Here is a 22,479-nt window from a genome sequence, read left to right as displayed (position 1 = left end):
GACGAATCAGAAAGTCGACGCTTCGCGGGAATATTACGTCGGTGAGATATCAAAGTCCAAACGATCTGATCGTCGGAGAACGACGGGTTCAATCCGTGCTCACAGCCGCACCCGAAGTCCCAGGCGGGCGAGCAGCCCGGTCAGGGCGCAGACGACCACCGCCATGGCGAACGAGCCGGCGACGACGACCGCCGGGTTGTGTGATCCTTGGTATCCCAGGAGGGCGTCGCCGAGGCCCGAGGCGGAGACGGCCCCGATGACGATCGGATGGAGGAAGTAGGCGACCAGCGGGTTGGCGCCGGCCGGGCGGACGAGGATCGACCACGCGCGCCAGCCGGCGACGTCGATCACGAGGTACAGCGCCAGCCAGACCGCCGCGGCCAGGGCCGCCGACCAGAGGCACCATGTCGGGGTCGCGGCGATCTTGTTGATCCCCTCGAACGTGTCGGTCGCGAATCCGGCGATCAGCAGGCCGACCACGAAGGTCGACGTCCACGTGACCCGTTCGTCGGGCGCCGCCACGTCGCTGTCGCGGCGGAGGATCGAGCCGAGCAGGCAGCCGGCCATCGTGATCGCCGCCAGCGAGCCCGTCGCATCGCCGAGCCCGACGTATTGATTGAGAGAATCGACGCCGTGACTCAGGCTCTGCAGCAGAGGCAGCAGCGGCCCCAGCCACGCCTTGCGCTCCAGATGCGCGAACAGGCCGCCGTGATTCATGGCGAGGTGGAGCAGGATTAGCACCCCGATCGAGCCGGCCAGCCACTCGCGACGCCGGCCCAGCCAGAGGGTCAAAAGCGCGACCGTCAGGTAGGCCCAGCCGATCAGGCCGAGGATTCCCCACCATTCGGTTCTCATCCAGACCCAGCCCTCGACCGGGCCGTAAAACGGCAAGCTTGTATCGACCGGCTTGCGGCGGAAGATCGCCAGCAGAATCAAGAGCCCGACGACGCCGACCGCCTTCAACGCCAGGAACAACGTCCGCTTCGTCCCTGTTTCTTTGGGAACGCTCGACCAGGCCAGAAGGATCGCGATGAACGCGAGCAGGCTCCACTGCGAGCCGCCGAGGCCTTGGTGCTCGTCACTGTTCATCCCGATCACGCCCAGAAGCAAGAGCGCGGCCGTGCGAATCACGATATGACCGACCTGCCCTCTGACGGACGCGCCGGCCGCGAACGCACGTTCGAAGGCCAGCGGGATCGACACGCCGACGATGAACAGAAACCACGGAAAGACCACGTCGGCCAGCGTCATGCCGTCGGCCGACGGCGGCTCGATGTGGTGCATCCACGACGGGGCGGCCGGCCCCAGGTCGTTGACGAAGACCATCAGCAGGATCGTCAACCCCCGCAGCGCGTCGACCGAGTCGACCCGGCGGTTGGTCGGCACGGCCCGCGGCTCGATGGGTGGACCATCGATCGGATCGGCTAGGTACGTCACGTCGTCCTCGGTCACGGTTGAATCGGATTCTCAGATCAACACTCGCGAGCGAACGCCACGAGGCTACTCGCGCGCGAGCTTTTTCTGCAAGCATCCCGGAAACTCGATTCGGCCGGATTCCCCCGAGCGCCCCATGCCGTAGAGCCGCCTATCGATTAATGAATTAGGCTTCACAACCCATTCCATTTTAGTGAGATCCGTCGCAAGACGCGTCTCGACCAAGAAGATCGGCGGGTGATAGACTCGCGAAGGGGATTCACGGCGCGGATCCAACGGAAGTTCGACGCGGACCATCGAGGAGAAGGGCATGCGACGACGAGGGTTTCTCGGAGCGGGGTTGGCGGGGCTGGCGGGGCTGGCGGCCTCGGGAGAGTGGCACGGCGCCCGGGCGGCGGGGGAGGAGGTCTTCCGGGATTTCGACGTCGTGATCGCCGGCGGAACCACGGCGGCGTTCGCGGCGGCCGTGGCGGCGGCGGAGAGCGGCGCGAGGACCTGCCTGATCGAGCCGACCGACTGGGTCGGCGGCCAGCTCACTGCCAGCGCCGTGTCGGCGATCGACGAGGCCTGGCACAAGGTCAAGGACAAGAAGACGGGCGCCGAGTACGACGTCGCCGCGATCGCCCGCGACCGCGTGAACATGACTCCGAACTTCCGCGCGATGCTCGACGCCACAGGCAACCCCGGCAAGGGCTGGGTCAGCAACTACTGCTTCGAGCCCCGGAACTTCCTCGACCAGCACCTGCTCCCCCTCGAACGGTCGCTGGTCGCGAAGGGGACGCTCGTCGTCTTCCGCGACACGGTGGTCAAGCGGGTCGAGGCCGACGCGGGCAAGGGGCTCGTGACCGCGATCGTCGCCGTCCGGCGAACGCCGAGGCCGGGAGTCGCTCAAGCGGGCTACGACCGGCATTTGTCGCAAGACCTCGCCGACTGGTACAGCCCCGAGCCGTCCGATCGGTTCGCGAAGTCGGTGCTCCGGTTCGAGGCCGGCAAGGGCCGCCACGTCGTCTTCATCGACGCGACCGAGTGGGGCGAGCTGCTCGTGCTGGCCGGCTCGCCGTACCTCCAGGGGGTCGAGTCCGAGGACGGCGGCCGCTTGGGCGACGACCGTTGCGGGCAGTCGACCGTGTTCGACTTCGTCCAGCGGCTAAACGCCGGACCGGTCGACGAGCCCCCGGGGCCCGAGGGGGTCGGCGGCTTCGGCTTCGACGAGTTCCACGGCCAGGGCGACGCCTGGAACCAGGTCTGGACCTATCGCCGGATCAAGAGCGCCAAGGGGGGCGGGGCGGCGGCCGTGGGAGACCTCTGCCTGCAAAACTGGGGGTATTCGGCCAAGCTGAAGGCCGGCGGCAACGACTATCCGTTCGGCTACCTGTTCCTCTCCCGCGCCGAGACCGACGCCCAGGGCGGCGACTGGCGGGGCGGCGTCGACCTCGCCGTCATGGCCGCCGCCGAGCAGCGGGCGCTCGGCTGGCATGATTGGTTCAAGGCCCACGCGCCGGAGGGGATCGACCCTCGCCAGGTGACGCTCGACCGCGACGCGCTCGGCACCGGCCACGGCCTCGCGAAGATGCCGTACATTCGCGACACCCGCCGCTCGGTGGGCCTCGACGGCTTCGTGCTCAAGGGGGGCGACCTCGCCGGCTCGGCCGGCAAGAAGACGGGCCGGCGGTTCTTCGACCGCGTCGCCCTGGGGGCGTATCCGTCGGACGTCCATCCGCTTTCGACCTGCGCGATGCCGGCCTACATCGTCGCCGCCCACGATACCTTGCCGTTCTACATCCCGTTTCGCGCCCTGACCAACGAGCGGTTCGGCAACCTGCTCGCGGCCGGCAAGACGATGGCGCAAAGCTTCCTGGCCAACGCGGCGACCCGGCTCCACCCGATCGAATGGTCGAGCGGCACGGCGGCGGGCGTCGCCGCCGCCGACATGGCGAGAAACGGCCGCTCCTCGCTTGACGAGATCGGCCGGATTGAGGAACTCCAGGCTCTCGTCCGCCGCAAGACCCCGACCGAGTGGACGATCGACGGCAAGACCTACCCCGGCACTGGCACAGGCGGCGGAGCCTGACCGCCGCAACGAAAACGGGCGAGGCGAGGGATTCGCCCCTCGCCTCGCCCGGCGTACTCGATCGGCGGTCGCGGTCGCGTCAATGCTTCTTGGCGGCCTTCGACGTCTTCGGCGCCTTGGGCGCCTCGGGTCCGCTGGTGGGGACGCCTGGAGGCTTCGGGCCTTCCGAGCCGGAGGCGGGCGCGGAGGAGTCGCCGCAGCCGACGATCCCGCTGGTGAATGTGGCGAGCACGGCGATGAGGACGAACTTGCGCATCGGGGCGGTTCCTTCTTTCGCTTTCATGTGACGGCCTGATGGAATGAAATCGACGCGGGGCGGCCGGCTCACATGGCGTCGGCGCTGATGACCTCGCCACCGTGCGTCGTGCTCAGGGCACGCCAGGTCGGCAGCGAGATCGAATCCTTGATGTAGTGGACGCTGCCGTCGGCGTAGACGGAGTTCACGCCCCCCGGGTGGCGGCTGCGCGCGGCGTACGTGTCGCCGTTAATGCCCGGCGTGGTGTCGCCGGGGTAGGCCGGCGGCGAGGCGGTGCGGAACTTGCACGGCGGGTTGTTGCTGTACGGGTAGGCGCAATACGTCGCGTCGTTGAGCAGGTCGGGCTGCTTGGAATTCGGCGCGAGGTAGGTGGCGAAGCCGCTCGACGAGCCGTACTGGATGAAGCCGCGCAGGTCGAACTGACTGCCGTTGCTCTGGCCCTGGATCACTTCGGCAAGAAGCATCGTGTTGCTCGTGCCGTCGGTGATGCTCGCAACGCCGTAGGTCCCCGCGAACGACTGCACCGGGGCCGTGCCGACGGCGATCCACGCGAACGGGGCGCCGCCGAAGACCACGCCGTTGTAAGACGTGCAACAGTAGGGGCTCGACGCCGTGATCTGGAACAGGCCGGTTCCGGTGTTGCCGTAGTTGGCCGCGTAGTTTCCCGCGGTGACGCCGCCGATCGGCGCCGTCGCCTGGTCGCTCGGGCACTGGAACGCGGCGAGCCGGATCGTCGTGGCCGTCGAGTTCGCCACATCAAGATAGCCGAGCTGCGGCGTGGTGATGTTCGACCCCATGAAGTTGAACGCGTTGAAAACCGAGCCCTGCTCCAAGAACGGTAGCGAATAGTGATACCAGGTTCCCCAGCCGACGTAGCGAGCGCCCGGAGGGAACGTGCCCAGAGCGTCGTGATAAGTCGACATCGCCAGGCCGAGTTGCTTGAGGTTGTTGGTGCACTGGATGCGGCGGGCCGCCTCGCGGGCCGACTGCACCGCCGGCAGCAAGAGCGCGATCAAAACCGCGATGATCGCGATCACAACCAAAAGCTCGATCAACGTGAACGCTGCGCGCACGGAAGCACGACGACGTGCCATGACGCCTCCCTGTGAAAATCTCGGATCAACGAAGAAGAGAAACAAGCAACTACGGAGAGGATGAGCGCAAGGAGTCAGGTTGAAGGGGGCGACCGGATCGCGTGATGATCACGCGAGGAAGCGCGGACCCCTCAACTCCTAACGATTTCATTTTCATCAAACCTCCATGAATCCCGCAAGACCAGTTGCAGGCACGCAAGGAGGCCAGGCTCGGACGAATTCTTACGGAGATGAATCACGGTCTGTGACGACGGGCAGTCGAATATTGACTTGGAGCCCCGGGTGGGCGTTGGCAGCGGCGATGGTGCCGTCGTGGAGGCGCACGGCGCGTTCGGCGATGGCCAGGCCCAGGCCGACGCCGCCGCTCGATCGGCTGCGGTCCCCCTCGATCCGGAAGAACGGCTTGAAAACGGCGGTCAGGGCGTCGTCGGGGACGCCGGGGCCGTGGTCGCGGATCGTGATCGTCGCGGTCGAGCCGTCGGAGCGAAGGTCGATCTCGACGGGCATGTCGGCGGGCGAGTGGCGGACGGCGTTGCGGAGCACGTTCTCGACGGCCCGTCGGACCAATTCGAGGTCGCCCAGGATCGTGGCGGGAGCGGCGATGCGGAGTTCCAGGCGGCACCTCTTGGCGTCTGCCTCGACGGCGCAGTCGTCGACCAGCGACCGCAGCAGGTCGTGCAGCGGGACCTCGTCGCGGCCGCGCGACGCCGCGTCTTCCTCGGCGGAGTTGAGCCGGAGCAACTCGTCGACGAGGCTGGAGAGCCGGTCGGTCTCGCGCTTGATCCGATCCATGGCTTTCTGGCAGTCGCCGCCGTCGCGGCCCAGGCGGACGGCCAGGCCGAGCCGGGTCAACGGCGACCGCAGCTCGTGCGAGACGTCCTGGATCAGCCGCCGCTCGGCGGCCATCAGCGACTCGATCCGCTGCGCCATCAGGTCGAACGCGCGGGCCAGCTCGCCGATCTCGTCGCGGCGCTGCGAGCCGATCCGGGTCGACAGCTCGCCCCGGCCGAAGCGGTCGACCGCCCGCCGCAAGCTCAACAACGGACGCGCCAGGTGGACCGCCAGGGCGTAGAGGAGTCCCAGCACCGGCACGATGATCCAGAGGTAGTACGGCAGCGTCGTCGTCCACCGCGGCGGCCGAGGAATGAGGACGAGCAGGCGGGGGCCGTCGTCAATCGCCAGCTTGGTCGCCTGGCCGCCGTTGGCGCGAGGCGCGGGGGGATGAGGGGGGTTCGATGCTCGGGCCAGATCGTCCGAGCGGTCGCGGCCGTCGACCAGATCGACCCCGTTGCGGTCGACCAGATGGTGTTCGACCCGGAAGTCCTCGTTGAGCGTCCTCAGGTACGCCGCGAGCCGATCAGGGCCGCCGTCGGCGAGAGCCCTTCTCGCCCCTTCAAGCTGGAGGCTCATCAGCCCGTTGATGAACCCGCGACGCCCCGGATGTGGCTCCTCCAGATACGAGAACGTGGCGATGAATCCGACCAGCGAGAGGACCGACACGCCGACGGCCCAGAGCACGAGTTTGGCGTAGATCGACCTCATCGCTCGGCCTCGCCCGACGGACCGGCGCGGAACAGGTAGCCGGTTCCCCGAACCGTGAGGATGCGCGTTCCGTACGCGCCCAGCTTCTTGCGGAGCCGGCTGACGTGGACGTCGATGGCGCGGTCGAACGGCGAGCTGCGGCGGCGGTAGAGCGCGGCGGTCAGCTCGTCGCGGGTGATGATCCGGCCGGCGGAGCGAATGAGGAATTCGAGGATGTCGTACTCGATCGTCGTCACCGGCACGATCTCGCCTTCTCGCCAGACCTCGCGGGCCGAGGGGATGAGCCGGATGCCGTCCACTTCCAACCGATCGACGGCCTGCGCCGGCCGGCCCGAGCGCCGGAGCACGGCCCGCGCGCGGGCGAGCAGTTCGTCGGGGTCGAACGGCTTCGGCACGTAGTCGTCGGCCCCCGCGCCGAGTCCCGCGAGCCGGTCGGCCTTGGCGGTGCGGGCCGACAGCATGATGACCGGAACCTGGCTCTGCCGCCGCACCAGCCGAAGCACCTCGAAGCCGTCCAGGCCCGGCAGCATCCCGTCGAGCAAGACCAGGTCGTGCCGGCCCTCCAGCGCCAGGCTCAGGCCGCGGCGGCCGTCGTCCGCCGATTCCAGACGCACGCCCTGGCCGGCGAAGAACTCGCGGAGCAGCTCGCAAAGCTCGACGTCGTCGTCGATGAGCAAGATCGAGACCCCCTGGGCGAGGGGCTCTTTCTCGGCGGCGGGAGTCGTTTCGTGCGTCATCATCTCGTCCTCAATCGGCGCGGCGCAGCTCCACGCTCTCAACTCCTTCCAGCGAATTCAAGTCGGCCACGACCTGCGCCGGGGCCAGGCCGGGCCGGAGGCGGATGCGGTAGACCAAATCGAGCGAGACGCCCTGCCGCGCCGTTCCGGCCGAGACCAGCGACGACCGCGAGACGACCGCCGCCACGGCTTGCTCAGCCACGGCCTGGGCCCCCGGCGTCAGGGCGACGCGAATCGTGAGCACGCAGTCGGTCGCGCGCCAGTCGCCCCCCTGCCGATGCGGCCAGAGGAAGCACGACGCCACGCCGACGATCCCCAAGCCCACGAGCGCCACGGCGAGATTGTTGGCGCCCGCGGCCATGCCGACGACCACCGCCAGGATCACGAACGCCGTGTCCTGCGTATCCTTGACCACGGTCCGAAACCGGACGACCGACAAGGCGCCGACCAGGCTGAACGCCCGCGCCACGTTGTCGCCGATGACCTGGGTCGCCATCGCGATCGCCACGGCCAACAGCACCAGCGTCGTCAGGAACGTCGTCTGGACGAGTTGTCCCCGACGCGCCCAGCGGTAGATCCCCGACACCGCCACGCCGAGCACCAGCGCCGCCCCGATCCGCCACGCCAGCAGCGACGGAGCCGACGCCTGACCGTTCGACAACGACGCACCGAGCCATTCCGGCATTCAAAATCTCCTTGTATCAGTGCGGTTCGCCGTTGAAATACGAGCCCGACGCGCGACGAGGTTCACATGGGGATTCACTCGCTGGCGCTTCGGGCTCGTACGTCGTCTCTGTCGTTCACTTCGGCTCGTCGGCCTTGGCTTTCTTGATCTCCGCGTTGTCGAGCAGAGCGCGCCTGCGGCCGTCGGCGAACGCCTTCAGGCTCAGTTCGCGACGTCCTCGACCGGGGCCGGCTCCGGGTGCGGGCGCAGGCTCGTCGGCCTCGGCCACCGATTTCTGGAACGCGGCGAGGGACGACAGCTTGCGCGTGTCGGCCTCGATCTCCTTCTCGATCAGCGCCCGATAGCGTTCGACGATCGGCCCGAGCGTCTTCCAGTCGAGCCAGGTCTCGGCGATCGTCTTGACATGGCTAAGATAACGAGCCTTCAACGCGGGCACGGCCAGCAGCTTGCTTCGAAGCGGGGTACGCTCGTTGTCGAGCCCGACCAGCGGATCAAGATCGACCCCCGCGGCCCCCATGCCGCCAGGACCGCCAGGACGCCCGCCAGGACCACCGCCGGGACCGCCGGGGCCGAAGCCAGGACCACCAGGACCGCCGCCGGGGCGTCCACCCCGCCCGCCACGCCCACCGGGGCCTCCTGGAGGGCCGAACATCATGGCGGGCTGGAAGGTCTCGTTCATGTCGTGTGGCACGACGTGGAACTTGCCTTTGGGATCTCGGTAAATGCTGTAGTCGCTGGCGCGTGTCCAGTAGCCGTCGCCGTTGACGAGCACGTTCTCGACGGCCAGAAACCAGAGCACGCCGTCGACGTCGAGGATCGGACCCAGAGCGGCTTCCAGCTTGTCGGGCGGAGTCTGATTGAGAGTCCGGCACAGATCGATGAGGGCCTTCCAGTCGTCCTTACCCTTCCCCTTGACGCTGGGCGATTTCAGCTCGAACCGGCTTTCATACTCCTTGAGGTCGTCGCCAAGGTAGCGAAGCCCGCCGTCGGCGCCGGGGTTGCCCGGAACCTTCCAACGCGCGCCCTTATCGGTCCCGAAGTTCTCGGCGAGGAATTGCTTGTCGAACTGCTGGACGTTGGTGTACAGCCCCCAGCTCTCGCCGTCGATAACGACCCGGACGAAGTTGGCCTTGGGCGTCGGTAGGTAGTTACGGGCGATCTCGGAATAGAGAATCGTATGCAGGAAACTCGAATCCTCATGCGCGTTGAGGAGGTTGAGCGTCTTGTAGCCGTCGAGCTTCTGGTCCGGGTTCACGAAGTCGAGCGAGACGTTCAACGACCGTTTGTGCCCTTCTTTGACGGTGAAGAACGACGACATGCCGCGGAAGTGGACGCCCACGCCCGGCAGCTTGCGGCCGTCGACGGTGAGCGTGGCCGGAATCTCGACGTCGGATTTATAGAAGTCGGCCATCTCCCCCTCCCACCCCTTGTCGTCGAAGTCCAGGAACAGGGTGCGGACGATGGTCGGGTCGTAAAGCGGCTTGCCGGAGTACGTCGCGACGTCGCCGGGCGCGATGCGTGGACCGGGCTTCACGGGCTCTTCCTTACCGCCGCCGAATCCCGGAGGAGGGCCGAAGCCGCGACGGCCGCCGCCAGCGGCCTTGTCCTTCTTCAACGACTCGCGGGCCGCCACCCGCTCGGCCAGGTTCAAGCGGCCGTCGCCGTCCTTGTCGAACGCCTTGACGAGCTTCTTCTCCTTGCCTCCCGGACCTCCCGGACCGCCGAAGCCCGGCGGCGGGCCCATCCGCTGGCTCATGGCCTTCGCCAGCGCGTCGGCGTCGAGCCCGCCTTTCTTGTCCGCGTCGGCGTCGCGGACGAATTTCTCAGCGGCCTTGGCGGCCTCCTCGGGCGAGAGTCGGCCGTCCTTGTTCGCGTCGGCGGCCTCGACGATCCCCGGCGCCATGAACGTCCCCGGTCCGAACTCGTCGGACGGTTCTTCAGGACCGAAGCCCGGAGGAGGCGGCGGCATCCGCCGATTCACCGCGCGGCCGAGCGCGTCGGCGTCGATCGAGCCCTTCTTGTCCTTGTCGGCGTCGCGAATGAACTTCTCGGCGGCCTTGCCGGCTTCCTCGGGCGAGAGCTTGCCGTCCTCGTCGGCGTCGGCCTCCTTGACCACCGTCGGCGCCAGGAACATGCCGGGGCCGAAGCCGGGACCGCCGAAGCCGGGAGGCCCGCCGGGGCCCGGCGGCGGCCCTTGTGCCAGCGCCGGAGACGCCTCGAAGGCGCCCGGATCGTCGATCACGCCGATGGCGGCGAGGCCGATCAGCACCCCCGCGATCACCAACAGAAAAATCCCCAGAGTCGTTCTCGGCATGGCGGCACCTGAGAAAGGATTGCGACGCAACGTCGTTCCACGGTTTCGGTCGTCACGCTGATTGTAAAGAAGCGATGAAGGCAGAACTGTAACAGAATGTAACCGTCGCCCCCCCGACCGCGTCAGGGGCTCGCGTCGATTTCGACGAACCCGCGCGGAGACGAGCCGGCGGTGGAATCAAAGACGTCGGACGGCGTCCGGGCGCACGACGGCGCGTGGACGTGGCCGAGCGTGTCGGCGATCTCGACCTCGCTGGCGAGGCTCAACCACCGCGAGATCCGCGGCCGCTGCCGCGAGAGGAGCGCGAACCCTTCCCGGGCGAGCGGCCGGAGCAGCGGATGCGCCAGGCGCACGGCCCATTCGCGATACTCCTCCAGCGCGTACAGGCACATGATCCAGGCGTTCTCATTACGATAAACCGCGCCGTCGTCGCCGACGACCACCAGCTCTTGCTTGGGCTCGTCCGGCCGGCTGAGGCCCGGGAACAGCCGCGCGGCCGTGTCCGACCCGGCCGGGATGAAACGGAGCGGCAGAAACGCCGGCTGCTGGATGATCCAGCGCCGGGCCCAACTGCAAAGGCCGCAGTCAGCGTCGTAAAGAACATAAAGTTTCTCCATCGGGATGTCTCCAAGTGGGCGGCCGACCGGTCGACGGCCGCCCTGGCCGGGGGTGATTGTTCAGTCGAGCGCGACGACGGCCGGGTCCGGCGTGATGAACTGCTCGGCCCGTACTGGGGGCTTCTGGTTCTTCAACAGCGCCCGACGCCGCATCCGGGCGAAGACGTAGAGGTTGAAAAAGTGCATCGCTCCCAGGAATAGCAGGACGCAACCCACCTTGGTGCTGATCGTCTCGATGGCGCCGGCGAGGTCGACCGGGCGGTCGCCGTACTTCAGGGCCAGCGCGACGTAGCCGACGTTGAGCAGGTAAAACCCGACGACGAGCAAATTGTTCACGGCGTCGGCCACTTCCACGTTTTGGTGGAACGTGTCGATGAGAAACACTCGACCGTTGCGGGCCAGGGTCCGGGCGACCCAGACCGTCACGGTCACGCTGATGAACAGGTACGCGAGATAGGCTTGAACGGTGTACATTGCGATCTCCTTCGAGGATGTCGGCCATTTGAATCGTCGATTGGCACGCGACAAACTCTCAACCGCAGGGAGAGGTCCGGGATTAACAGGACAGCTCAAGTTTGTGGCTGGCCTCTGTGAGGCCGGTCCTACGCCGAGTGGCGGAAGGCCGCTATACTGGCGGGGTGAGACCGCAGCTCTTCCCGACCGAGGTAGTCGACGATGTGGCCGGACGCGATCGAGACGCAGCGGCTCCTGGAGCAGGTCGAGCGGGCCGACCCCTGCGCGGTCGACGAGCTGTGGGAGCGTCACCGCCCTGCCCTCCGGCGGATGATCGACGCCCGCCTCGACCGCACGCTCGGCCGGCGGGTCGACGCCAGCGACGTCGTGCAGGACGTGCTCTTGCGAGCCAGCCAGCGGCTGGGCGACTACCTCCGCGACCCCCGCATGCCGTTCCATCTCTGGCTCCGTCAAATCGCGCGCGATCATGTGATCGACGCCCATCGCCGCCACCGGGGCGCGGATAAGCGCAGCCTCGACCGCGAGCGGCCCGCCGTGGCGTTTGCCGACCGCTCGTCCTTCGAACTGGCCGCTGACCTGAGAGACCCCGCGCTCACCCCGGCGGCCGAGGCCCTGCGCGACGAGCTGAGGAAGCGGTTCCGCGAGGCGATCGACCTCCTCGACGACGCGGATCGCGAGATCATCCTCCTCCGCCACTTCGAGCAGCTCGCCAACGGCGAGGCCGCGCAGGTGCTGGGGTTGAGCGAGGCCGCGACGGGCATGCGGCACCTCCGGGCCCTCCGGCGGCTTCGCGGAATCCTCGGCGAAGCCCCTTCCCTCTGCTGACCGCCCCGGCGAGAACTCCTCCATGACCCAGCCCGAACGCCCCCGGTCTTCCGCGATCGAGCCGCCGCCCATCGACGACGCCGACGCTGCGCTCCTGGTCGGGCTGATCGATTCACTCTGCGCCGCCGCGCGACAGGGCGAGGAGCCGGACGTCGAGACCCTCGCCCAGAGTCACCCGCGCATCGCCGACGAGCTGCGGTCGCTCTGGGCGACGATCTGGGTCGCCGAGACGCTCGCCTTCGCCGACCGACCCGAACCACGAATTGAGGAAGTCGACGACCATGATGAGTTGGGCCGCTTCGGGGAGTACCTGCTGCTCGACGAGCTGGGCCAGGGGGGCATGGGGGTCGTGTTTCGCGCCCGCGAGCCGGGTCGAGATCGGATCGTGGCGCTGAAGCGGCTGCTGCGCGGGCTGGGCTCGTCGCCGCGCGACGTCGAGCGGTTCCGCGCCGAGGCGACGGCCGCGTCGCACCTCGCACATCCGCACATCGTGCCGGTGTTCCGGGTGGGCGACCACGCGGGCCAGCCGTACTTCACGATGCAGTACGTCGAGGGGACGACCCTGGCGAGCCGGCTGGCGGAAGGCCCGATGCCCGAGTCCGAGGCGGCCCGGCTCTTGGTTCCCATCTGCCGGGCGATCCAATACGCGCACGAGCAAGGCGTCCTCCATCGAGATCTGAAGCCGTCGAACATCCTCCTCGATCGCGGCGGCCACCCCTACGTCAGCGATTTCGGCCTGGCCAAGCGGCTCGATCTCGACGGCGATCTTTCGCTCACGCCCACCGGCGCGATCCTGGGGACGCCGGGCTACATGCCTCCGGAGCAAGCTCGCGACGCGCGGCGGACGCCGCTCGGGCCGGCGTGCGACGTGTACAGCCTGGGGGCGATCCTCTACCAGATGCTGACGGGGCGGCCGCCGTTCCAGGCCGCCAGCCCGATCGAGACCATCCTGTTGGTCCTCGAACACGACCCGGTCCCGCCGCGCGTGCTGAACCCCGGCGTGAGCCCGGACCTGGAGATGATCGCGCTGCGATGCCTCCAGAAGCAGCCCGAGCTGCGCTACCCGACCGCCGGGGCCCTCGCCGACGACCTCGAAGCGTTCCTCCGCGACGAGCCCGTGAGCGCCCGTTCGATGAGCCTCCGCGCCCTGGCGAGCCGCCTCCTGGGCGAGAGCCACCACGCGGCCGTCCTCGAGAACTGGGGCCAACTCTGGATCTACCACAGCGTCGCCCTGCTCTTCTTCTTCGGCGTGACCAACGCCCTGCACCTGGCCGGCGTGACGGATCGCCTACCCTACGTGTTGCTGTTCACCGTGGGCCTGGGCGCGTGGGCCGCGTTCTTCTGGAGCCTCCGCAGGAAGGGAGGGCCGATCAGCTTCGTCGAGCGCCAGCTCGCCCATATCTGGGGCTCGGGAATCGTCGCGATCAACCTGGTCTTCCTCGTCGAATGGCTCCTCGGCCTGCCGGTCCTCTCGCTCTCGCCGATGATCGCCGTGACCAACGGCATGCTGTTCATGACCAAGGCCGGCATCCTCTCGGGCTTCTACTACTTCCAGGCCGCCGCCGTCTTCCTGGCCGTCTTCCCCATGGCCTGGTATCCTCGCTACGCCCCGATCATCTTCGGGGTCGTCGCCGGCGCCTGCTTCTTCGTCACCGGCCTGAAATACAAGCTGAGGCGACAGCGTGGCGCATAAGCATTAAATCAGCATACCGACTGGCAACTTTTAATACATCTTATTCAGCCACGAGTGATTTCAATGAAGCTGGATCTATGCCCACGCGTCAGGAACCTGCCCCCCTTCGCCGTGGTGGAGCAGGTGTTCGCGAGGCCGCGTGTGTCGGATGTGCGTGCGGCGGTGTTTCAGGAGATGCACAAGATCTTTCCGGTCCCCGCGCACTTGGTCGACAAGATCGTCGGGCTCACGATGCCCAGCCGCGGAATCCGCGACATCCAGACCGTCGTCCGCTCGGCCGTCGAGTTTCTGAAGCCGCGTTGCAAGGAGGTCCGAGTCCTGACGGCGATGGGCACGCACGGCGGCGGGACGGCGGACGGCGAGCTTGAGATGGCGGGCTCGCGCGGGGTGACCGAGGCGTCGGTCGGCGCGCGCGTCTGCTCGCGGATGGAGACGCGTCATATCGCCACCGTGGACGGCGTCGAGGTCCACGTCTCGGAGGACGCGCTGGCGTGCGATCTCGTGGTCCTGGTCAACCGCATCAAGGATCACACCGACATCGACTGGCCCGTCCCGCTCCCTGCGGGGCGCTACGGCCTCGAGTCCGGCTTCGCCAAGATCCTGGCCCTTGGGCTGTCGAAGATGCAGGCGATCGAGATGCACAAGCACATCCCGGGCATCGGCCTCGGAGCCGCCATCGAGACCTCGGCCCGCCGCACGATCGGCGGAACGGAACTGAAGATCGCCGGCGGCCTGGGCATCGTCGAGAATGCGTTCGACGAGACGGCCGAGATCATCGGCTCGCCCGTCGAGACGGTGGACCGCTTCTTTGCCACGGAGGCGGCGGCGCTCGGACGCTCCAGGGCGCTGATGCCTTCGCTCCCCGTCATGGATCTCGACCTGCTCTACTGCGTCTATCTCGGCAAAGACAAGTCCGGGCAAGGCATGCATACGAAGACGATCGGTCGGTCTCCCTACGGATACATCCAGGGACAGGCGTGGAAGCCGTCGATGCCGCGTATCCACACCATCATCGGCGGTCGGCTCACCGAGGGAAGCCACGGCAACGCGATCGGCGTCGGGCTTTGCCAGTTCATCACGCGTCGTTTCGACGAGGCCGTCGACTGGGAGCGGACGGCCGTGAACTGCCTCTCCGCCCTCACCCCGAACCAGGCGATGCGGCCGATCGTCTGCGAGAACGATCGAGACGCCCTGCAACTGGCGCTCGCCGTGTGCCCGTCGGGCGCCACCGGCGTCCGCGCGGCCGTCATCTTCAGCACCCTCGAAATGACGCGACTGCTCCTCACACCCGCCGCCATGGACGACATCGCATGCACCGTCGACGCCCATGTCGTCGCGGAGCCGGCACCGCTCCACTTCGACGCCGAGGGACACCTGGAACTCGATCGCTACTGGAGCGAGAACGCGTCCTGACCGATTGAATTATGCGGCGACGGGTGGCCCGGTCTCCGAACCCGGGCCACCCATCCGTCCATCCCGGGCGCGTATACGGTGGTGAGAAGTTGCCTGGCGTCCTATCAGGGAGGCGCACAGAGTGCGGCGATCACAAAGATATTTGGCTGTATGTTTGACTTCAGCCGCAATGGTCCCGCTCGGCTGCGTCAAACGGCATGTGGAAGGAGATACATCCACTTATACAATTGAGACCTGGCTAATCGCAGTCGTGGCCCTGGCGGCCGCATCGGCCTGCGTGGCGGGGTGGTATATACGAAAGAAGCGCAAATGGCTGGGTTCCATCGTGCTCGGCGGTGGAGTCCTCGTCCTCTGCACGACAGTCCCCGGCCTATCCGTAAGCCGAACAACGATTGACCCCAATCATGTGGAGTGGAACCGGGGCTTCAATTACTTCAATTTCCAATTTGATGAACTTGGCGGGATCGAACACACAGTCAAGAAGATCCCGATCGGTAGGACGGTCCAGGATGTTCATTATCTGGATTTCACGAAAAAGACTGGTGAAAGAGTCCACATCCAAGTCAACCCCGGCTCGGACCGTTTCCTCCAGGATGCCATCCCCGAGATTATCAGTCGGGCAAAGGAGCGAGGGGTGCCATGCACGGAGGAGGCTCCAAACTAGGTCCACCCTACTTGAGACCGCCTAGCCTCGTTGAGCAGCGGGAGCCTCCGGGTCAGCGCGTCCGAGCTTGGCAGTGAAGCCACGGCCCACGTCCCCGGGGTCGAGTACGAACTTGGGCCGCCCGCCGATTATTCCTGGCTCCATCGCCTTGAATCCCCGCGATCTCCCTGCGAAGATCCTGACAATCGAGATTCAGTTCACGTTTCCACCGGCAGTGCGTCAGCCGCCAAGACGCCGCAGAATGGGTGTTTGGATCGAGGTGAAGGAAGGCGAGCTGATCGCAGAGACGCTCCGCCGATTCCGAAAGCGAATCCGCGCCGAGGGAGCCTATCCGCTTAATCACTGCAAGTGGCACAAGCCACGGCGCAACATTTACTTGAAGCCAAGCATCTTGAACCGCCGCCGACGGTGGAATGACCGTGTCAGAAAGCGGGGCGGCGGCCTCTATAGTCAAGATTGGGAGCTTGACTGGGCAGATGATATCGAGATGAGGCCCCGCAGAGCGATGGGGCCGTTGGGGCGTTACGTCGTGACGTGAGCACGGGAACCGGCAGAGGCATTCGTCAACTGCCGGTTACCCTATCCCTCGTCCGTTGTAATAGCCACAGGTGGACCAGGTCCGGCGCGTCCGAGCTTGGTAGAGAAGCCACGGCACGCGTCCCCGGGGTCGAGTACGAACCCGGGCCACCCCATTGCCGGAATCACACGGGCAAGCACGAAGCGATCAGAATAATTCCGCGATCGGCTCGCCACGGTCGACGATGAAGCGGGGGCGGCCGGTGCCGTCGGGGTAGGTGGCGTCGAGGGGAACGCCCATGTGGCGGTAGATGGTGGCGGCGAGGTCGCCGGGGGTGACGGGGCGCTCCTTGATGTGGCCGCCGTCGGACTCGGTCGAGCCGATCACCTGGCCATGGCGCAGGCCGCCGCCCGCCATTGCCATCGACATCACGACCGCCCAGTGGTTGCGGCCGTCGGTGCTCCCTTGAGTGCCCATCAGCGGCGTGCGGCCGAATTCGCCCATGGCGACGACCAGCACGTCGTCGAGCAGCCCGCGCTCGCCGAGGTCGGAGACCAGCGTCGTGATCAAATGGTCGAAGATCGGCAGGAGCGGCTTGAGCCCCTTGCTGATGCCGCCGTAGGGCGGGATGTTGTCGCCGTGCGTGTCCCAGGTTCCCGACGCCGTGTGATAGCTCAAATCGAGCGTCACGAAGGCGACGCCCGCCTCAACCAGCCGCCGGGCCAACAGCGCCTGCTGACACCAGAGGTGCTTGCCATAGCGGTCGCGGACCGCTTCGGGCTCATTGCTGATATCGAACGCCTCCTGCGCGCGACGGCCGACCAGCAGCTCCATCGCCTCGTGGCCGTAACGGCCCATCGCCTCGACGTCGGCCGAGCGGTCCAGGTCGCGCCGCAGGCCGTCGATGTCGGTCAGGAGAGCGCGGCGGTCTTTGAGCCGGTCGTGGGTGAGCCCTCGGGGAAGGTGAAAGAAGTCGGCCTCGGTCATCTTGCCGGTGTCGACGCCGACGTCGTTGTAGATCGGCAGTCGACCCGCCCGGTTGGCGATGAACGGGTCGTACCTTCGGCCGAGGTGGCCGCCGTAGGCGATGTGGCTGCGCGAGGTCTGAAAGGCCACGTACGGCGGGATGCCCGGTTGGTTCGCACCGTGGTGCTTGGCGACGATCGAGGCGATGGCCGGATACATCTCGGCGCTCGGGCCGGCCAGGCGGGGCTCGGCGTCGAGGTTGGCCGTCTGGAAGACCTTGTTGGGCTCGTGGTTGCTGAACTTGGCGTCGACGGAGCGGATGATCGTGAACTTGTCGAGCATCGCCGCCTGCTTCGGCAGATGCTCGCAGACGAAGACGCCCGGCAGCTTCGACGCGATCACGCCGAACGGCCCCCGGTTTTCGAGCGGCCGGTTCGGCTTCGGGTCCCAGGTGTCGATGTGGCTGGGACCGCCCGTCATCCAGAGCAGGATCACCGCCTTGCGCCCCTTGACCGGCGTCCCCGCCGCCGAGGCCCGCGCGCGGAGTTCGAGCAGGTCGGGCAGGCCCAGGCCGGCGAGGCCCGCCACGCTCGCCTTGAGCATGTTCCGCCGGCTGGCCACGACCAGGCCCTCGCGCTCGAGCGCATTGAAGCCGGTGAAAGCGTGCCCGTGGTCGTGCTTCGGCTGCGGTCGTTTGTGACGGCTCATGAGGGCCTCCTTTCCATCAACGTCAAGCGAGTACGCCCTTGACGATTTCGCCATGGACGTCGGTCAAGCGGTAGTCGCGGCCGGCGTGGCGGTAGGTCAGGCGCGTGTGGTCGAGGCCCATCAGGTGGAGGATCGTGGCGTGGAAATCGTGGATGTGGACGGGGTCGACGACCGCCCGAACGCCGTGCTCGTCGGTCGCGCCGTGGACGACGCCCGGCTTCACCCCCGCGCCGGCCAGCCACGAGCTGAAGGCCCACGAGTGATGCTCGCGCCCCTTGTTTTCGACGGTGTTGTTGAACGGCGTGCGGCCGAACTCGGTGGTGAAAACGACGAGCACCTCGTCCATCAGCCCGCGCGATTTCAGGTCGCGCAGCAGGCCGGCGACGGGCCGGTCGACGTTCTTCGCCAGGCGGCCGTGGTCGGCCATGTCGCCGTGCGAGTCCCAGTTGCCGCTCGATCCGGTGTCGATCAGCTCGACGAACCGAACCCCGCGCTCGACCAGACGCCGGGCCGCCAGGCACTGCCAGCCGAAGCCGTCGGCCTGGCCGCGCGCCAGACCGTAAAGAGCGAGCGTGGCGTCGGTCTCACGCGAAACGTCGAGCGCCTCGGGCATGGCCGACTGCATGCCGAAGGCGGTCTCGAACGACCGGATGCGAGCCGCCAGCCGGCCGTCGTCCGACCCTGCTCGCGCGGCCAGGTGCGCGGCGTTGACGTCGCGGATCGCGGCCAGCTCCATCTCCTGACGGGCGGACGATGGGACGCGGCGGGCGAGGTCGGCGATCGGCTCGGGGCCGGGGGTCAACCGCGTCCCCTGATGCGCTCCGGGGAGGAAGTCGCTGGCCCAGACCTGCGAGCCGGCGTACGGCACCTTGGGGGCGATCACCACGAACGACGGCAGGTCCTTCGACTCGCTGCCGAGCCCGAAGCTCAGCCACGAGCCCAGGCTCGGCCGGGCGAACGCGAACGAGCCGGTGTGCAGTCCGAGCGTGGCGTTGTAGTGGTTCGAATGCGAGGTGTGCATCGATCGGATCAACGCAAAATCGTCGACGCATCCGCCGATCTCGGGAAACAGGTCGCTGACCTCGGTGCCGCTCTCGCCCCGAGGCGAAAACGTCCAGCCGGGCCGCTTGAGATAGAGCTTCTCGTAGCCCGGCCGGTTCTTGGTCTCGGGATGGTCGAGGGTCACCGACTTGCCGTGGTCGGCGAACAGCCGGGGCTTGGGATCGAACGAATCGACGTGCGAGACGCCGCCGCTCAGGTAGACGAAGATCACCGACTTCGCCTTGGCCGGATAGTGCGGCGGCCGAGGGGCGAGCGGGTCGACGCCGCGCGGGGGTTTCGAGGCGTCGGCGGCGGTCAGTTCGTCGATCAGTGCGGGCATCAAGATCGAGCCCGCCACGGCCGAGCGGAGGAAATGTCGGCGGCCCGGATTCGGTTCGGTTCGCATCGTCCCGCCTCACTCGACGTAAAGGAACTCGTTGCCGCCGATCAGCACGCGGGCCAACGCCGACCACGGGGCCGTCGGCTTCTCCGCGTCCGACACCGCGCCGGCGTAGTCGGCGACGAACTTCCGCCCTCGCTCGCGCTCTTCCATCGACGGCGACCGCTGGAGGAGGATTTCGTAAAGCCGCTCGATCCTTTGATCCTCGGACCGATCCGCCCCCAGCCGCCCGGCGATCCGCTCCGAGCACTCGTGGACCAGCGGCGAGTTGAGGAAGAAGAGCGCCTGGGTGGGCACGGTCGACTCGTCGCGGACCGGGGTCGAGGAGTTCGGGTCGGCGCCGTCGAACAGGCTCGCGAACGGGTCGCGGCGGTTCCGCAGCGTCATCTGGTACACCGCTCGACGGTCGTTCGGGTACGTCGCCGCGAACGGGTCGTGCTGGGAGAAATGCCAGGTGCTCTCGGGGGGGAACGGGTGCGGCCCGCCGGGGGTGCGGTCGAGGCGGTCGGCCGCGACGAGCAAGGCGTCGCGCAGCTCCTCGGCCGAGAGCCGCCGGCGCTCGAACCGGGCGACGCGGGCGTTCTCAGGATCGGCGTCGACGGACGTCTCGCACGACCGCTGGTAGGCGTCGGACGACACGATCAGCCGGTGCATCGCCTTGACGCTCCAGCCCGAGGCGATGAACTCCGACGCCAGCCAGTCGAGCAGCTCGGGGTTCGTCGGCGGCCGGCCGCGCGAACCGAAGTCGGACGGCGTGGCCACGATACCCCGACCGAAGTGGCCGAGCCAGATCCGGTTGACCATCACCCGCGCGGCGAGGGGGTTTTCGGGGGCCGTCAGCCAGCCGGCGAGGGCGAGCCGGCCGCTGCCGCCGCCGGGCGGGACGGGCTGGCCGCCGAGCACTTCGAGCCATCGCCGCGGCACCTTCACGCCGGGCTTCTCGGGGTCGCCGCGCATATGCATCGGCACGTCGCCCGGCGTCCCCTCGGCCACCGCGAAGGCCATCCCGCCGGTCGCCAGCGGCACGAGATCGCGCGGCGCGGGGGTGGGCTCGCAGCCGGGGAACGGCAGCCGGGTGCCGGCGAGAATCCCGTAGAGCGCGTAATAGTCGTCGGCCGTGATCGGGTCGAACTTGTGGTCGTGGCACCGCGCGCAGGCGATCGTCAGGCCGAGGAACGCCTTGCCGGTCGTGTCGATGACGTCCTCGCGGGTCAGGTGCACGTCCTTGTCGATGTCGTGCCCGAACCGCCGGGCGATGGCCAGGAACCCCGTGGCCACGATCCGGTCGGCCGTCTCGGTCGGGCTACGACCGGCCGTCATCAGGTCGCCGGCGATCTGGAGCCGGACGAACTCGTCGTACGGCAGGTCGGCGTTGAACGCCGCGATCACCCAGTTGCGGTACTTCCAGGCGTGGGGCAACGGCCGGTCCGAGTTCTCGCCGGCCGTATCGGCGTAGCGGACGACGTCCAGCCAGCGCCTTCCCCACCGCTCGCCGTAATGCGGCGAGGCGAGCAGGCGGTCGACGACCTTCGCGAACGCCCCAGGCGATTCGTCGGCCTCGAAAATCTTCACCTCGTCGAGCGTCGGCGGCAATCCGGTCAGGTCGAACGTGACCCGGCGGATCAACGTCCGCTTGTCCGCCCGAGGCGCGACGGTCAACCCGGACGAACCGATCCGGGCGTCGAGGAACGCGTCGATCGCGTTTCCGGTCAAGCTCTGCCTCGCGGGAACGACTGGACGAGCGACGGGCCGCAGCGACCAGAGCCGGGACGCCTCGTCACGGGTCATGCCGCCGATCTGGGCGACCCCTTCCCGAGGATCGGGCGCGCCTCGGCGGACCCATTCGACCAGGTCGGCGACCTCGCGGTCATTCAGCTTGGCGGTCTCGCTCGGCGGCATGGCGAGGTCGTCGTCGCGGCGCACCGCTGCGATCAGCGGGCTTTGCTCGACATCCTTCGGTACAACAGCCGGCCCACGACCGCCCCCTCGCCGCCAGGCTTCTTTCGAGTCGAGCCGCAGCCCCCCTTTTTGCTTCTCCGGCCCGTGGCACGACTGGCACTTCTCGACGAGGATCGGACGAATCCGCTGCTCGAAGAAATCCAGATCGTCGTCGCCGCGCGCGGCCGTCGCCGCCAGCAAGAACAGGGAGGATAGGAGGAGACGGATCGTCATGGCGGGATTTCCGTCGGCCGGCGAGACGTCGCGGGAGGGATGGACTCGTTCGACCACACCTTACGACCTGCCGGCCCCGCTCGCAATCAAAAATTCAACAAGGAGTCAACCAGGAGGCTGGCGCGTAGCATCCAAGACACATGGCTCAGATTCGATGCATCACGGCTTCGGTTTGACGTACGTCTCCTCCACCTGCTTGAGGTATTCGGCCAGGGGTTGCATGCCGCATTCCTTCCGCTTTTGATCGACGTTCGCCTCGTCTTCGATGGGAAAGGGGACGGCCTTGCCGTTTTCGAGTCGGGTCTGGGTGCCGTAGATCTGCTTCTTGCCTCGGTTGGTCAGGGTCCGGTCGGTCAGGTAGGCGACGTCGCGGGGGGCGACCTCGCCGGCGGGCGCGGCCTTCATCTTTTGCAGGCAGTCGTCCTGGAAGTCCTTGTGCGCGTCGGCGTGCTGAACCAGCAGCCAGGCGTCGTGAGCGGCGGATTCGCCGATCAGCGACTTCCCCGGCCAACCGTGTTCGCGAACGATTTCCGCCAGCCACGCCGTGTTGTCGTCGTCGGCCTTCTTGACACGTTTGATGAGTGTTTGAAGCTCCTTGTTCTGCTCCGGCGACAGACTGACGGCGGTCCGGCCGTCGGCGGACTTGGCGCCCGTCTGGTGCTTGGCCATGAAGTCGATCATCGCGAACCGGGCCGCCTGATCCTCCTTGACCCTGGCCTGCAACTCGTCTCGCAGCTTGGGAGCCTTGACGGGCGCCGGTTCGGGTTTCGGGGCTTGCGTCAGTAGACAGGTCAGGAAGACGAGGATCATGGGTCGCTCCAGATGAATCGGGATTCCCGGGCGAAGTCGTTCCCCG

General features: G+C 67.5%; 18 protein-coding genes. 5 read left to right on the top strand and 13 right to left on the bottom strand.

The window, feature by feature from the left end; genetic code table 11:
* Positions 1-99 precede the first annotated feature (99 nt).
* A complete protein-coding gene (locus BSF38_RS19245) occupies positions 100-1,437 on the bottom strand; it encodes a DUF5009 domain-containing protein (RefSeq protein WP_145952233.1) in 1,338 nt (445 codons plus the stop codon).
* Between the two features lie 307 nt (positions 1,438-1,744).
* On the opposite strand from BSF38_RS19245, the gene BSF38_RS19240 reads away from it, so the two are divergent.
* Positions 1,745-3,505, top strand: a complete 1,761-nt coding sequence (locus tag BSF38_RS19240; RefSeq protein WP_076348334.1) for an FAD-dependent oxidoreductase — start codon at positions 1,745-1,747, stop codon at positions 3,503-3,505.
* Between the two features lie 79 nt (positions 3,506-3,584).
* Here BSF38_RS19240 and BSF38_RS31420 read toward each other — a convergent pair whose 3' ends face one another.
* The 8 genes from BSF38_RS31420 to BSF38_RS19200 all read right to left on the bottom strand — a co-directional run bounded on the left by BSF38_RS31420 (position 3,585) and on the right by BSF38_RS19200 (position 11,224).
* Complete coding sequence (locus BSF38_RS31420) at positions 3,585-3,761, bottom strand: hypothetical protein (RefSeq protein WP_168189417.1); 177 nt, start codon at positions 3,759-3,761, stop codon at positions 3,585-3,587.
* Positions 3,762-3,829: 68 nt separating this feature from the next.
* A complete protein-coding gene (locus tag BSF38_RS19230) occupies positions 3,830-4,855 on the bottom strand; it encodes a DUF1559 domain-containing protein (protein ID WP_076348330.1) in 1,026 nt (341 codons plus the stop codon).
* 222 nt (positions 4,856-5,077) lie between these two features.
* Positions 5,078-6,397: a sensor histidine kinase gene (locus BSF38_RS19225; RefSeq protein ID WP_076348328.1), complete on the bottom strand. Its 1,320-nt coding sequence runs from the start codon at positions 6,395-6,397 to the stop codon at positions 5,078-5,080.
* The gene (locus BSF38_RS19220; protein WP_099092002.1) at positions 6,394-7,137 is read right to left on the bottom strand and encodes a response regulator transcription factor; all 744 of its coding nucleotides are present in this window, start codon (positions 7,135-7,137) and stop codon (positions 6,394-6,396) included. The genes BSF38_RS19225 and BSF38_RS19220 overlap by 4 nt, the downstream gene beginning before the upstream one ends.
* Positions 7,138-7,144: 7 nt before the next feature.
* On the bottom strand, positions 7,145-7,819 hold the full coding sequence (locus BSF38_RS19215) for a DUF4956 domain-containing protein (protein ID WP_076348326.1): 675 nt from the start codon (positions 7,817-7,819) through the stop codon (positions 7,145-7,147).
* A 115-nt stretch (positions 7,820-7,934) separates the two neighbouring features.
* Positions 7,935-10,133 (bottom strand): CotH kinase family protein, encoded by a 2,199-nt coding sequence (locus tag BSF38_RS19210; RefSeq protein ID WP_145952232.1) that lies wholly within the window; start codon positions 10,131-10,133, stop codon positions 7,935-7,937.
* A 122-nt stretch (positions 10,134-10,255) separates the two neighbouring features.
* The gene (locus BSF38_RS19205) at positions 10,256-10,750 is read right to left on the bottom strand and encodes a thiol-disulfide oxidoreductase DCC family protein (protein WP_076348324.1); all 495 of its coding nucleotides are present in this window, start codon (positions 10,748-10,750) and stop codon (positions 10,256-10,258) included.
* 60 nt (positions 10,751-10,810) lie between these two features.
* Entirely contained in the window at positions 10,811-11,224 is a 414-nt protein-coding gene (locus BSF38_RS19200; protein ID WP_076348322.1) for a hypothetical protein, read from the bottom strand.
* 201 nt (positions 11,225-11,425) lie between these two features.
* Between BSF38_RS19200 and BSF38_RS19195 the strand changes: the two genes are divergently transcribed.
* The 4 genes from BSF38_RS19195 to BSF38_RS31740 all read left to right on the top strand — a co-directional run bounded on the left by BSF38_RS19195 (position 11,426) and on the right by BSF38_RS31740 (position 15,819).
* Positions 11,426-12,049, top strand: coding sequence for a sigma-70 family RNA polymerase sigma factor (locus BSF38_RS19195; RefSeq protein ID WP_076348320.1), 624 nt, complete (start codon positions 11,426-11,428; stop codon positions 12,047-12,049).
* Between the two features lie 22 nt (positions 12,050-12,071).
* On the top strand, positions 12,072-13,742 hold the full coding sequence (locus BSF38_RS19190; RefSeq protein WP_083713082.1) for a serine/threonine-protein kinase: 1,671 nt from the start codon (positions 12,072-12,074) through the stop codon (positions 13,740-13,742).
* A gap of 63 nt (positions 13,743-13,805) precedes the next feature.
* Positions 13,806-15,155, top strand: a complete 1,350-nt coding sequence (locus BSF38_RS19185) for a hypothetical protein (RefSeq protein ID WP_145952231.1) — start codon at positions 13,806-13,808, stop codon at positions 15,153-15,155.
* A gap of 169 nt (positions 15,156-15,324) precedes the next feature.
* Complete coding sequence (locus BSF38_RS31740; protein ID WP_210405622.1) at positions 15,325-15,819, top strand: hypothetical protein; 495 nt, start codon at positions 15,325-15,327, stop codon at positions 15,817-15,819.
* A gap of 724 nt (positions 15,820-16,543) precedes the next feature.
* Here the strand turns inward: BSF38_RS31740 and BSF38_RS19175 are convergent.
* The 4 genes from BSF38_RS19175 to BSF38_RS19160 all read right to left on the bottom strand — a co-directional run bounded on the left by BSF38_RS19175 (position 16,544) and on the right by BSF38_RS19160 (position 22,433).
* Complete coding sequence (locus BSF38_RS19175; protein WP_076348314.1) at positions 16,544-18,010, bottom strand: DUF1501 domain-containing protein; 1,467 nt, start codon at positions 18,008-18,010, stop codon at positions 16,544-16,546.
* Positions 18,011-18,032: 22 nt separating this feature from the next.
* Positions 18,033-19,457: a DUF1501 domain-containing protein gene (locus BSF38_RS19170; protein ID WP_076348312.1), complete on the bottom strand. Its 1,425-nt coding sequence runs from the start codon at positions 19,455-19,457 to the stop codon at positions 18,033-18,035.
* A gap of 9 nt (positions 19,458-19,466) precedes the next feature.
* Positions 19,467-21,623: a PSD1 and planctomycete cytochrome C domain-containing protein gene (locus BSF38_RS19165; RefSeq protein ID WP_076351135.1), complete on the bottom strand. Its 2,157-nt coding sequence runs from the start codon at positions 21,621-21,623 to the stop codon at positions 19,467-19,469.
* Between the two features lie 159 nt (positions 21,624-21,782).
* The gene (locus BSF38_RS19160; RefSeq protein ID WP_076348310.1) at positions 21,783-22,433 is read right to left on the bottom strand and encodes a DUF6624 domain-containing protein; all 651 of its coding nucleotides are present in this window, start codon (positions 22,431-22,433) and stop codon (positions 21,783-21,785) included.
* Positions 22,434-22,479 lie beyond the last annotated feature (46 nt).

The sequence above is a fragment of the Paludisphaera borealis genome, from assembly GCF_001956985.1.
GTDB lineage: Bacteria > Planctomycetota > Planctomycetia > Isosphaerales > Isosphaeraceae > Paludisphaera > Paludisphaera borealis.
The sequence above is the reverse complement of the archived record's forward strand: the minus strand, read 5'-3'. Positions and strand labels throughout refer to the sequence as shown.